The organism is Larkinella arboricola (assembly GCF_003259745.1).
GTDB lineage: Bacteria > Bacteroidota > Bacteroidia > Cytophagales > Spirosomataceae > Larkinella > Larkinella arboricola.
Genome location: NZ_QLMC01000006.1, coordinates 390,623 through 402,880 on the forward strand (window position 1 = coordinate 390,623; position 12,258 = coordinate 402,880).

Genomic DNA, 12,258 nt, shown 5'->3' on the forward strand with positions numbered 1-12,258 from the left:
GACCGTTTGAGGCTCTTTCACCATACCGCCGACCAATAACCTCGAAACCGCCGCTAACTAATGAGAATGGCCTCAAATCGGTTTATTGTGAAGATGTTTGGCATTCAATACAAGCCCCGAATACGGTCGATGCCGGTTTCCGCTGCTGATTCGGGTTAGGCTATCTTGCTAGAGCAAATATAAAGCTGGCCCCTAAGATCCGACGTACCAGTCCGGTGTTATCACCGCCCAGGTTGGGTAACACAGGGCCTTGGCAAACGTTCATTCCGGCCGCTTCTGAAGCGAACCTTAGGAGCAAAAACGAGCTGGAAAGCTTCTGTTAAAACGACGGAAGGCTTCCTAAATTCTCCTGGCTTGTCCGGTCCGTGTTGATTCGGATGGTTTCAGTCCCTGTGGCATTTCGGTGATACGTGACCATGGCCTTGCGGGTTCCCAGTTGTACATAAAATACATAGTTTTTTTTAAGGTGGTGGATCACCTGCGAAACGGATAGTTCAAAGTGTTTGCCCCCATCGGTGACGCCTTTCACATCGGTAATGTGTTCTTCGGTACTAGAAAGCTGGGACCTTCTAAGGTGGGTAATGCGGTTGGCCATGTCTTTTTAATGCATAAATCTTTGGGGGCCAAAGTATTCATACGTCTCTTTGACAGATGTCGAATTGGGGGCACTTTTCGTTAAATTGGGGGCATACGCATGCTTACCAACAAAGTGTAATATCCTGAAATAGCCTTACCAGAATGGGTTAAGTTATTTTTGAGTCACGAAGCTTTTTTTGACGAACCCGTTAATGGCAGATCAACCCTGGATTTACGTTGATGGCAGTCAGACTAAAAAAGGTATCGATTTGTAATTACGCTATCGGCCTAGCTAGTGGGCAAATACACGCAGAAGGTGGCCCCTTCTCCCGGCTTACTATGGGCGGTGATGCCTCCCCCATAATTCTCTACGACCCGTTGGTAGATGGCTAAGCCTACACCCGTTCCTGGAAATTCGTTTTTGCCATGCAGCCGTTGAAATACCTGAAAAATATGATCTCCGTATTTGGGTTCAAAGCCCACGCCTGATCGGTCACGCTGATCTGGGGAAAGCCCTGTCGTCATCTGCACTAGTCGGGCCTGGCGAAACGTTTTTTCAACGGCCTTTTGCATCAGAAACCGCTAATCGGGATCGTCCTCCACATGGAGTATGGTCTGGATTTGGGTCGGCTTCTGAGCTACGGTTGTTTTCGTCAATGGTATGAGGAGGGCTGGGTTACGTTCGGATAAGGCATTAAATTATCACCGTTTGGCCAGACCTCTTATGCCGACTCGGGTTAATGAGGATTCAGCCCGGTTAGCTTGTATTCCCTGAAATAGCCGTACGCCAATCAGGTCAACTCGTTTCATTAACAAAATTCATGTTTGGACGGATATGCCGACCTAAGTAAGCCCTTTGTGCGCCCTGCGCAATTAATCCATGGGTAGGTACACTTGAAAAGCCGTTCCCTGCCCGGGGCGGCTGTGAACGGTAATCGCCCCCCCGTGGTTGGCCACCACGCTTTCACAAATGGCCAACCCAATCCCCGTGCCCGAATACTGACTACGACCGTGCAGCCGCTGAAACACCTGGAAGATGCGAGGTGCATCTTTCGGGTCAAACCCAATGCCGTTGTCGCTTACCTCTATTCGATGAAAGCCTGCAGAGGCCCGCAAGGGTTTGACCTCAGCGGGTAACGCCTGACGCGCTACAGAGGAGACCGTAATCTCGATCAGCGGGGTGACCTCGGGCCGACGAAATTTCAAGGCATTGCCCAGCAGATTTTGAAATAGCTGCCGGAGTTGCGTAGGATCGCCCATCACGGTTGGTAAAGGATGCACCCGGATTTGAGCCCCCGTTTCGGTAATGGTCAGTTCCAGGTCAACCAGAACCGACTTCAACAAGTCATCCAGCGCTATCAGCGAGGGCTGGGCCACCGTAGAGGAAAGGCGAGAGAACGCCAGCAGATCCCGAATCAGCACCGACATGCGGCCAGCGGCTTGCTGCATGCGATTCAGGTAATCGACGCCTGATCCCAGGGCTGCCGCATACTGCCCCTTGAGAATATCACCAAACGCTTGAATCTTGCGCAGGGGCTCCTGCAGATCGTGACTAGCCACATAGGCGAACGACTGCAGATTCTGGTTGGAGCGCTGCAGCTCGGTGTTGATCTGTTGAAGCTGATGGGTTTGCTGCGCCACCCGCTGCTCCAGGATTTCATTGGCCAGCTTCGTTGAGGTAATATCCAGGACCGTGCCGATAAAGCGGTTTACCTGGCCGTCTTGATCAAAAAAAGACTGGCCTTTGGCCCGGAGCCACCGCAATTGCCCGTCGGTGATGCCCACCGTTCGGTACTCAATATCGTAATAGCCCAAACTACCCGGCTGTAAAACGGCCTGCACGACGGCATCGGTGGACGCCCGATCATCGGGGTGAATCCCCTGGAGAAAGATGGAATAATCGACGGCCGCATCGGCGGGTAGTCCGAAGAGGGCTTTGCAGCGATCCGACCAAATCAACTCCCCGCTACGGGGATCAAAATCCCAGGTGCCCAGATCGGTCGATTCGACGGCCATCTTCAGACGCTCCTGCATGATCTTCAGCTCATGAATATCAACCACCGAGCCGACAAACCCCAGGAATTGCCCACGATCATCGAAACGAGGACGGCCTGAATCCTTCATCCAGCGGTAAGTGCCGTCAAAGGCCCTGAGACGATAGTCCAGCGAAAAGGGTTGCTGTGCCTGGTTGGCTCTAAAGAAGACATCCCCCGCCTGTGAAGCGTCGTCGGAATGCACCGCCCGGAGCCATCCGGTTCCCAAGGCCTCTTGGGGTTGTTGCCCGGTATACTCGTACCACCGCGAATTGAGATAAGAACAAGCGCCATCGGCCTGGGTCACCCACACCATAACGGGTAAATCGTCGGCCAGCGGAAGTACATGCGACGAACCGGATGGATGGGGCAAAAATGGAGTCATAAAGCAAGTTGGTCGATTACCCTAAAAGTACACGGTTTTGAGCATAAGTAAAAAACGACTCCTTTAGTTGACCTTTCAGGCAGTACCAAGCTGTATTACACTAAAATAACCTGACAGCAGTTATAGTGAATTTGTCTTAGCCCCTCCTATGTTTACACAGCTAATTCAAAGGGTAAAAGTGCATTGTCCTGAAATACCCTTACAGCATTGAGTCAAGCTAAGCTCCGTGTCATACTCCCCGCTTCGTCAACGTTTTACCGTTTTTGAACGGACATATTGCCCCCAAATAAATCCCTTGTTTTCATTGGGAGGAGATAGGTTCTGAAAATTATTACTTGCTAATCGAGCCCGTTGTAGCAGGAGCGATTTTGTATTGTTTCTGTAAGGATAGGCAATGCCCTTAAGTAGTTAATAAACAAATCAGTAAACATTGTATTGTTCCTTCTTTTACTACGTGAGCTAGAGCCTATCATCTGTTTTGCGGAACACTATACGTCCAACCTTTATAACCTTTCTGCTTAGTCTGCTGACCGCTTCTGGTTGGCTGTGGGCGCAGTCTTTTCGCCTTCCCCAACCTGAACACATCACCGATCGTCAGGGGTTACCGCAGGCCTTTGTCCCCTCAATAGTTCAGGACAGGCAAGGATTTATCTGGGTCGCTACCCGCGATGGACTCTGCCGCTACGATGGAAGCCGGTTTAAAGTTTTTCAACCGAACCCGGACGGCAAGCCCTCACTTTCCTTTACCGGCCTGGACCAAATTGAAATAGATCGACACGGGCGTATCTGGGTGGTCTCCGAGCGAAAGGATATCGATATATTCGACCCACGCACCGAAACCTTTACCAATTTTTCCCGGCAAGCCGCTTTTCGCCGACTGGTCAAACCCGGTACGGGGTTTACATTGTTCATTGACCGAAAAGATCGACTGTGGCTAAGGACGGGTACGGGTGTCATTTGCTGGGATACCCCCAAGAAGCAGGGACGCTGGTTTCGTCATCACCCCCGACAAGCGGCCTCCCTCAGCGATGATGACGTGTATGATGTGTCGGAAGCAGCGGATGGAACAATCTGGCTAGCCACGGTGAACGGCCTGAATCGCTTTGAAGAAGCCACCCACAGTTTTACTCACCTACGGCACCAGCCAGGCAATCCCCAATCCATGCCTGAAAATGGGTTATCCGCCGTACGTTGCCGGCCAACCGGCGAACTCATACTCTTTTCCCCGCACTACTTGACCCTATTTCAGCCTCGCACGGGCAAGATGCGTTCCTATCCGTTGCCGGAACCGGCAACCGAACTGCTGGGTGTTCACGTCGCCATCGACCGGCAGGGAGCGGTTTATTTCGACCAGAATAACATTTTATACCGGTTTACGGACCAACAGGGCGTCCAGGTTGTTACCCGCTGGAATCAGCCCAACGATGCGTGCCGCTCCTTGATCATCGACCGAACCAACGTCTTATGGATCGGCACGGCGGGAGCCGGTATCCGCATCTACGATCTACAAACAAATCCCTTTGGCAAACGCCCCTACCGCCAGAGCTTTTATCAGGATCTGTTTACCATCGATTCGCTGGGACTGTCGCGGGTTTCTCCAATAGCTTTATCCCGGTTAAGGGGCTTGAGTAGCTATAATTTACGGTCTACCTTTGATTCTACGGGCCGCTTCTGGTTTAACGTGGGCACTTCAGATCTCCACCGACTGGATCCGAAAACGGGCCAGACGGATCTTTTTTCGCTGCCGACGGCCTTCCGTTGGGAAACGCCCGTGTCCATTCCTTGCCCGATGACCACCGACTCGCAGGGTCGCGTTTGGGCGTTTTATGACCGGGCAGCGTTTTGGTTCGATGAGAAAAGTAAACAATGGGCCCGGTTTCAATATCCGATTTTTGTCCATCCTACGAACCAAATTACCGAATTAGTGGTCGATCAGCAGGCGCTTTGGCTGGCCAGTCAGACCGGTGGGCTATACCGGGTTGACCGCCAGACGGGTCAAGTCCGACAGTTTGTCAACCGGGTCGGCGATGCAACCTCGCTGAGTAGCAACTCGCTGTACTGCCTATCGGCTGATCCCGCCGATCCCAATGTGTTGTGGATGGGTACCTTTGGTAGTGGGCTCTGTCTGTTTGATAAACGAACAGGGAGATTTCGCCGGTTTACCAAGGCCAACGGTCTGCCCAACAATGTGGTTTACTCAGTGAAACCGGACCGTCAGGGGTATCTCTGGATAGGGACCAATAAAGGACTTTGCCGGATGAATCGCCGGACGTTTACGACCCAGACCTTTACCCGGGATGACGGCATTATGGCTGACGAGTTTAACCGGGCTCATTACGTGCAGTTTCCCGATGGCAAACTCCTGATGGGCGGACTGGAAGGCTTCACCGGTTTTTATCCCCAACAGATCGGTCAGGATGCGTTTGAACCCGTTGTTGAACTGACACAACTGCAAATCAACAACCAGCTCATTGAGCCGGACCTTGCGGGAGAGGTTGATCCCGATACGGCTTCTTCCGGAAATCGATCGATACTCGGTAGTTTACCCATCCAGGCCACGGATCAACTGACGTTAGCGCATGACCAGAATTACCTGACGGTTCGGTTTGCTGCCCTGCAATTCAACCAACCGAGCAAAAACCGGTATCGCTATCGACTAAAGGGGCTGGAAACCAACTGGAAAGAGGTTGACCGACCGGAGGCCATTTATACGAATCTGCCAGCGGGAGATTACGTATTGATGCTCAATGCGTCCAACACCTCGGGCCAGTGGAGTCGGCACGTGCGTAAGCTGGCGATTCTAATCCAGCCCCCTTTCTGGGCTACCTGGTGGGCTTTTGGGTTATATTTTCTCATGATTTTGGGTGTTGCCTGGGGCTTGCTTCAAATCTACCTGAATCGGCTGCGGTTAAATCAGGCTATTGAACTACGGCAGAAGGAGAGCGAGCAGCTGCGGGCCGTCGATGCGATCAAAACCAACTTCTTTACCAACGTCACCCACGAGTTTCGGACGCCGTTGACGCTGATCCTGGCCCCTACCGAGCAACTGCTCGCCGATCAGCCTGAACCACGCTACCAGCGTCGGTTGGAGATCATCGAGCAGAATGCCCAGCAGCTCCTGCGGCTGATCAATCAACTGCTGGATTTGTCAAAGCTGGAAGCGAGCGTCATGTCCATCCACGAGTCCAGAGGCAACCTGACGGAATCCATCCAGCACTGGTTACAGCCCTTCACTGAGCAGGCAACGGCCCAGGGGCTTACCCTGCTATTTACCTCTAAGGTCGCGGGAGAGTATTGGTTCGATGCCGAGAAGCTGGAACGAATTGTTTATAACCTGACGGCAAACGCCCTAAAATTCACAAAAACCGGTACGGTAACCGTTACGTTAGAACCCGCGTCCGGACGGATCCAACTAGCCGTGTCCGATACGGGCATGGGCATCCCTGCCCAGCACCTGCCCCATATTTTTGACCGCTTTTATCAAGTTGAAGATTCGGCGGCTACACCGGGTACGGGTATTGGTTTGGCGCTGGTTCAGGAACTGGTTCAGTTGCAGGGGGGGCATATTTCGGTTCAGAGCCAGCCGGACCAGGGCACTATCTTTCGGGTAGAGTTGCCGTACCGGCGGGTTAGTGGGTCTGATACGGCTTCTGCTACAACTGTCTCTTGGGTTATGAAAGCCCGCGCTAACGACTTGATAGCTCCGGAGGATTGGGACAAACCCCGGTTGCTGGTGGTGGAAGACAATGATGATATAGCCCGGTTTATTGCCGAAAGTATGCCCCAACACTACCGCATCCGGCGGGCTGTTAACGGGCGCGACGGGTTGGAACAAGCCCTGGAATACTTGCCTGACCTGATCATTTCGGATGTGATGATGCCCGTCCAGGCCAGGCCCGAAATGGATGGCTTTACCCTGTGCCGTCTGTTGAAAACCGATGTGCGCACCAGTCACATTCCCATCATCCTGCTGACGGCCAAAGCTTCCGTTGATAGTCGGCTCGAAGGCTTGTCGCTGGGGGCGGATGATTACCTGACCAAACCCTTTCAGGTGGCTGAGCTTCAACTCCGGGTGCGCAATCAACTGGCCGGCAAACAGCGGCAGCGCGAGTGGGTGCGGGCCAGTCTGCGTATGCCTGATTCGGCTTCTGTCCAACCACCTTCTGAATCCACTGACCCGTTTCTGATCCGCTTATACGCCTTATTCGACGCCAACCTGAGTGACTCCGGTTTTGGCCTCGAACAAATGCTGAGTGCCCTGGGCCTGAGCCGTACCAATCTCTTCCGCAAAGTTAAAGCCCTGACGGGTCTGACGGCGCACGAACTGCTGCGCAACTACCGCCTGAAACACGCGACGCACCTGTTGCGTTCCGGCGTCTCCATTAGTGCAACGGCCTATCAAGTGGGTTTCGAGAGCCCGGCCTACTTCAGTAAATGCTTTCGGGAGCTGTATCAGATGAGTCCCAGCGAATTTATTGCCCAGGCCTGACCGATTACCTCCCAGCCCATCATTTTGGCATCAACTGGATCATTCCTTATCGAATTTGGATCATTTCTTATCGTTCCCAGCAGCGCCTGCGGCTTACTTTTGGGCTAGTCTTGGATAGGCGCCTTTATGTTTTAAGTTGATAGCCACACGGCTTATCTCACCAGCATGGGTGGCTGCAACTATTCAACCAATAACTTTCTGGTGCTATTCAATATGGTTTACAACTTCTATTGCTCAAAAACCGTGGTACACTTGGGTATGGCTGCACTCGGTTCTGTATGGCTTACCGCCTGTTCTTCCTTACTTAAGGACCATGACATTTCGCAAGATAGCCGGAGTCGCGTGCAAAAAGCGGTTGACAGTGTTCGCACCGCCCTGGAAAAAGATCTGGGCAATTCGGTACCCTCGCTGAATCTGTATGTTCAGACGCCCACTCAAGCCATCTTTACGTCCTCGGTGCCAGCTGGCGCTACCCCCTTCACCGAAAATACCAACTTTCGCTTCGCCAGTAACACCAAAACCTTTACATCTACCGCTCTTCTGAAGATGCATCAAGATGGTTGGCTGGACTTTAAAGCAAAAATTGCCGACAATATTCCGGGAACTAACATTTCATATGTACCCAATACAGCAGAGTGGGATTTCCCTTTTAAAAATGAGATTACGATTGAACAACTGATGCAACATAGTGCCGGGGTCTATGACGTGGATAATGATCCGGTCCCTGGCTTCAATGGATTGTCCTATACGGCGTATGTTCAAAATGCTGACCCGGACCACCAGTTTACCACCGAGGAGATGGTTCTTCAACTCGCCAAAAATAAGTTGTCTTATTTTGCTCCGACCACAGATTATCATTACAGCAATACGGGCTACTCCATACTTGGCTACATCATCGCCCGTGTCTACTCGTTGAAAAGTGGCGGTATTAAAACGTACGAGAATTACCTGCAGGACCATATCGTAGGACCAGGTACGAAGGTGCCTCTGGCGCTTCGGTTTCCGGTCCGGGCGGATGATACGGTATTACCGGCTCCCCGGGCGGAAGGGGTGGAACGGACTCCCGACGGGAAAACAATCGTCTTCGGTAACTACAATATGAGCGCGCAGATAGCGGAGGGGAATGGCTACGGCACACCCGCTGCGCTTAATACATTCATTCGCAAATTAATGCGCGGGGAGCACGTATTGACACCCGAAACCGTCAAACTTATGCAAACCGATGTTAACCTAAAAAGCGGGAACCAGTATGCCCTGGGGTGTTTCTTCACGCCGAACCTGGGTTTTGGTCACAACGGGGAGCGCTGCGGGACGCTGTCGCTTGCCATGTATGATCCCACTACTGGCGTATCGGTCGTAGCATTTATAACGCTGGTCGATAATAGCAATGTTACCAATGACGAGAATAGCACCTTTTATAAGTCTTTCAATGCGATATATGGCGCGGCTTACGGGGGCAGAGCGGCCTTAGGCTATCCCGGTAGACCATAAGGACTTCAACTTACTCCCCTTACCGTATCTACTGCCTTAAACCAATTTCTAGTTTTTTCTAGTGCCTCTACTATGAAAATCACACCACTTTTTCCCTTAGTCACTATCCTTATCCTGGGCAGTTCAACGCTTCAATCCTGTTTGCAGGATCATGCACCCCCAACCAATACCCGTGCTCAGCTTCAGTATCTGACCGATAGTCTCTATCAGCGCTTTAACGAGGAGTGGGGAATCGACAAAAACAAGGGAGGATTCTTTCTACAGGTTAATTCGCCGGCCGGATCGAATCTGGTTTCCAGTAATATTGAGCCGGGTGTTCAGGGGAATTTCCATTATAGGATCGCCAGTCTATCCAAAATCTTTACGGCCGCTGCCATTATGCTCCTTCATCAGGAAGGTAAACTGACTATTACCGATTTCATTCCGTCTTACCTGCCTACTACTCCAGCCTACGATATTCCCAACAAGAATCAGATTACCATCAAGCAATTGCTTCAGCACCGGGCGGGGGTGTTTGATATCACCAATCAGGATATACCCACAACGGTCAATCAGCCCTACGCAGGCAAACGATACAGTGATTACGTCCGGGACGACCTCAATCAGGACACCCATACCTTCACCTTTGATGAACTGGTCGGAATTGTCACGCAGAACAAGTTATCCAATTTCGCGCCGGGCGCTACGTTTGGGTACTCCAATACAGGCTACAACCTGCTGGGCAAAATTATTGAAAAAGCCTCGGGTATGACGTACCCTGATTTTATCCGGACCCGGTTTCTGGAGCCCTTGCAGTTAACCAATACGTATAACGTGTGGCAGGGGGCCGATCAACGCATGAAAGATCCGTTTGTTGACTCCTATCTTCATATACCTGGCCAGAGTCCGATCGGTACGCTGGAAGATAATATGTCGGTGCACGTAACAGAAGGTGATATGGTTTCAACGCCGACTGACATCACCCGTTGGATCGAACTGCTGCTAACGGGTAAAGCCGGTTTAACGCCCCAAACGGTTTCCATGATGCAGGAAATGGAAGTGGCCGACGTATCACACGGGGTATACGGCCTGGGCCTTACCTTCAATGACGGACTGGGCTTTGGTCATGACGGCGCCCATCTGAGCTATATATCCACCCTGCGTTACAACCCGGCCACCAAGACGACGGTGCTGATGGTGGCTAATTTTTTCAAAACCAATACCACACCGGAGACCAGTTACAACGACTTTCTGGAGTTGGCTCTGGGCGTGCGGAACACGGCCTTACGAGCGGCTCAGATCGCGAATAAGTAAGCCTTATCGAACTCTTATTAAGAAAACTCAATAAAGCCAGGATGAACTCGTTCTTTTTGACGCGCCTGCGTAAGCGGCTTTATGCCTCGCCGACCCCTATTCATCCGGTTTTCGTCCGGTGTTTCCTGCTTAGCGCGCTGGCCGGGTTGCTGTTCGGCTGTAGCGTCATTAACCTGGATGATCACACTATTCCAGCGACTCAGAGGGTTCAGGAAGCGGTCGACAACGTACGGGCCGATCTGGAAAAAGATCTTCAGAAGCAGATCCCTTCACTCAATGTGTTTCTTCAGACGCCTACCCAAACCTACTTCGCGTCCTCAGTCGCTGCCGGGCGACAACCTGTCACTCCCAACACCTATTACCGCTTCGCCAGCGTCACCAAAACCTTTACGGCTACGGCCGTGATGAAGATGTACCAGGACGGCTGGCTCGACTATAAAGCCCACATCACCGAGCTGATTCCGGGCACCAATCAACCCTACGTGCCGGTGACGCCCGACTGGAATATTCCCAATAAGAGTCAGATTACCATTGAGCAACTGCTCCAGCACAGCGCCGGCGTGTTCGATGTAGACAATGATCCCGTACCGGGTTTTAACGGAGAGAGTTACGTCAATTACGTTCTGTCGCGGGATTCGACACATCAGTTCACTGTCGAGGAAATGCTTAAACCCATCATCGATAACCAGCTTCAATACTTCGATCCCGCCACCGGCTACCATTATAGCAACACTGGCTACATCATCTTGAGCCGGATCATCGAACGGGTCTACTCGGCCAAGAGCGGTAGTGCGAAGACGTTTGCCGATTACCTCTACGACCACATCACCGGACCGACCAGCCGAGTGCCCCTGCCGATTTCGTTTCCCCACCGGACCGACGACGTTCAGCTACCCCAGCCAAACGTAGCCAGCCTGCTCTGGCAGACAACGGGACGGCTGGATAGCTTCGGTTCGGTCAACATGAGCGGTCATGTGGGAGAAGGCAACGGTTACAGCACCATGGCGAGCCTGAACACTTATGTGCGATCGCTGATGCGGGGCGAAAACGTCTTACAACCCCAGACGGTCAAACTGCTGCAAACCGATGTGTCGGTGGCCAGACCCACGTATGGGTTGGGCACCTCTCTATTTCCCAACCTGGGCTACGGCCATAACGGAGCCATTGCAGGCTATCTGACGTTAATGGTCTACGACCCGATCACAGAAGTTTCGCTGGTGGCGATGCTGCCTTTTTGGGATCTTACCCAGGGAGTCCAGGGCGACACTTCATTTGGAAAATGTTTTAATGCGATGTACAACGCAGCCTATGCTGCCCGGGCAGCTTTAGGTTACCCCGGTAAGCCCTAAAAGAACATATATATGCCATGTATTATGCTGAAATAGCCTTACCCAAATGAGGTCAGATTGTTTCAGGTGAACACCCCTTTTGCACTGACTTGCTGACCCAGTAGGGATCAGGTATGTGCCATAAGAAAGAGCAGGTTCCGAAAGCTCATGAATGCTGATCGATCCGAGGGGCCTTTCCAACTGCAAGCAAGACACCTAGGATTTGATGATTATGGCTTTTTTGCTGTTGTGTTCGGGTTTTTAATCTTGACAAAGTCGATATGATAGGCACGCTGAGTATTCACTTCAAGTGACGTGATTTCAGGATGGCTACCCCTCTTAAAAAATAGATCGGCTTTGAGAGTACATGGAGCGATAAAGCCATCAACATAGTGGTTGATTAGCTCGCATTCATCCCCTGATGCGAAACGGACAATGAGTTTTTTGTCCTACTTCTTCGGAGTAGTAGTTGCCCACGTAGATTTCTGAGTGAATGGTATTGCTAAGGGACTTGTCGGTTTTGTGATAGCGCATCGACTCTGAAGAGGATCAGCCAAAAAATGGTAAGGTGTATGTAGTCAAGTAAAAGTGGACAACTAAGGGGGAAAAGAGAGGAGACAAATGTTTAACTTGTTTCACTCAAACTTCCTTACTTATGTCCCA

At 51.6% G+C, this 12,258-nt stretch carries 7 protein-coding genes; 4 read left to right on the top strand and 3 right to left on the bottom strand.

Annotated features, from left to right (window positions below):
- Positions 1-319: 319 nt before the first annotated feature.
- The 3 genes from LX87_RS23770 to LX87_RS29160 all read right to left on the bottom strand — a co-directional run bounded on the left by LX87_RS23770 (position 320) and on the right by LX87_RS29160 (position 2,994).
- Positions 320-595: a DUF3892 domain-containing protein gene (locus LX87_RS23770; protein ID WP_111630786.1), complete on the bottom strand. Its 276-nt coding sequence runs from the start codon at positions 593-595 to the stop codon at positions 320-322.
- A 269-nt stretch (positions 596-864) separates the two neighbouring features.
- Positions 865-1,149 carry a sensor histidine kinase gene (locus LX87_RS23775; RefSeq protein ID WP_111630787.1) on the bottom strand — a complete coding sequence of 95 codons (285 nt, stop codon included), beginning with the start codon at positions 1,147-1,149 and terminating at the stop codon, positions 865-867.
- Between the two features lie 300 nt (positions 1,150-1,449).
- Positions 1,450-2,994, bottom strand: a complete 1,545-nt coding sequence (locus tag LX87_RS29160; protein WP_229310798.1) for a PAS domain-containing sensor histidine kinase — start codon at positions 2,992-2,994, stop codon at positions 1,450-1,452.
- Positions 2,995-3,472: 478 nt separating this feature from the next.
- Here LX87_RS29160 and LX87_RS23785 point away from each other — a divergent pair, with 478 nt between their 5' ends.
- The 4 genes from LX87_RS23785 to LX87_RS23800 all read left to right on the top strand — a co-directional run bounded on the left by LX87_RS23785 (position 3,473) and on the right by LX87_RS23800 (position 11,616).
- A complete protein-coding gene (locus tag LX87_RS23785; protein ID WP_111630788.1) occupies positions 3,473-7,483 on the top strand; it encodes a hybrid sensor histidine kinase/response regulator transcription factor in 4,011 nt (1,336 codons plus the stop codon).
- 258 nt (positions 7,484-7,741) lie between these two features.
- The gene (locus LX87_RS23790; RefSeq protein WP_229310799.1) at positions 7,742-8,974 is read left to right on the top strand and encodes a serine hydrolase domain-containing protein; all 1,233 of its coding nucleotides are present in this window, start codon (positions 7,742-7,744) and stop codon (positions 8,972-8,974) included.
- A gap of 72 nt (positions 8,975-9,046) precedes the next feature.
- Positions 9,047-10,267 (top strand): serine hydrolase domain-containing protein, encoded by a 1,221-nt coding sequence (locus tag LX87_RS23795; RefSeq protein WP_111630789.1) that lies wholly within the window; start codon positions 9,047-9,049, stop codon positions 10,265-10,267.
- Between the two features lie 41 nt (positions 10,268-10,308).
- Positions 10,309-11,616 carry a serine hydrolase domain-containing protein gene (locus tag LX87_RS23800; protein WP_111630790.1) on the top strand — a complete coding sequence of 436 codons (1,308 nt, stop codon included), beginning with the start codon at positions 10,309-10,311 and terminating at the stop codon, positions 11,614-11,616.
- Positions 11,617-12,258 lie beyond the last annotated feature (642 nt).